Genomic DNA, 1,298 nt, shown 5'->3' with positions numbered 1-1,298 from the left:
CAGTCCCCGGCCGGGCGGCGGCAGCGGCCACCGGCCGCTGCCCACCCGCTCGTGGGTGACGATGTGCACGTCGATGTCCCCGGAGTCGCGCGCCACGATCGCCCCGACCCCGGGGCCGAACACGTACTGCCAGGTGCGGCGGCGCGAGGACCCCAGCACGATCTGGGTGGCCTGGACGCCCCGCGCGAACTCCAGCAGCCCGGTCGGCACGTCGTTGCCGACCACCTGGTGGTAGGTGCCGCCCAGCTCCACGAGCAGCCTGCGCTGCCGCAGCAGGTCGTCTGTGGGCGCCTGCGCCATGCCGTTGGGCGGCACCACGTGCACCGCCAGCAGGTGGCTGGGCTGGGGGTGCCCGCCCCGCGAGCGTGCGGCCACGCGGGCGGCCCGCCGGATCAGCGTCTCCCCCTCGGGGCCGCCGGTGAGCGCCACCACGACCCGCTCCCGGGCCTCCCAGGTCCGCCGGATCTCGTGCTCGCCGCGGTAGCGGGCCAGGCTCTCCTCCACACGGTCGGCGGTCCACAGCAGCGCCAGCTCTCGCAGCGCCGCCAGGTTGCCCTCCCGGTAGTAGTCGGCCAGGGCCGCGTCCACGCTCTCGGCCGGGTGGATGTCGCCGCGCGCCATCCTGCGGCGCAGCTCCTGGGGGGTGACGTCCACGAGTTCGACCTCCGCGGCGCGGCGCACCACGTGGTCGGGGACGGTCTGCCGGGGGCGCACGCCGGTGATCTGGTGGACCACGTCGTTGAGGGACTCCAGGTGGTGGATGCCCACGGTGGACAGCACGTCCACGCCGGCCTCCAGCAGCTCCTCCACGTCCTGCCAGCGGGTGGCGTTGGGCGAGCCGGGCGGGTTGGCGCGGGCGAGGTCGTCGACCAGCGCCGTCCCCGGAGCGCGCGCGATCACGGCCGCGGTGTCCACGGAACCGGACGGCAGCGGCGGGACCCGCTCCAGCCCCTCCAGGAGCGCGGAGGTCCGTGCCCGGCGGTGGGTGTGGGCGGCGGCGACCACGACGTCGGTGCCGCGCTCGGCCCGGCTGCGGGCCTCGGCCAGGGCGTTGTGCGTGGTGCCGACGCCGGGGGCCGATCCCAGGTAGATGCGGAGCTTTCCTCGTGCCACGTGATCCATTGTCGGGGCAGGGAAGGGCCGCCGCGGACGGTTCGGGCCGCGGCGCGGGCCGGTCGCGGCCACGGGCATGACGCGGCGGCCCCGGTTGGCGATACTGGGGGGACATACCGACGCACACGCCCGGGCGCCCCTCGCGCGGCGGGCGGTGCCCGGCCGCCGCGCGCGGCCGACGAGCA

1 protein-coding gene is annotated in these 1,298 nt (G+C 76.7%); it reads right to left on the bottom strand.

Annotated elements, in window-relative coordinates:
• A partial coding sequence (locus tag DQW06_RS15320; RefSeq protein ID WP_198662458.1) for a universal stress protein occupies nucleotides 1-1,122 on the bottom strand: 1,122 nt, incomplete at its 3' end.
• Between the last annotated feature and the right edge of the window lie 176 nt (nucleotides 1,123-1,298).

This window comes from Nocardiopsis sp. TNDT3, from assembly GCF_003427465.1.
Taxonomy (GTDB): domain Bacteria; phylum Actinomycetota; class Actinomycetes; order Streptosporangiales; family Streptosporangiaceae; genus Nocardiopsis; species Nocardiopsis dassonvillei.
The sequence above is the reverse complement of the archived record's forward strand: the minus strand, read 5'-3'. Positions and strand labels throughout refer to the sequence as shown.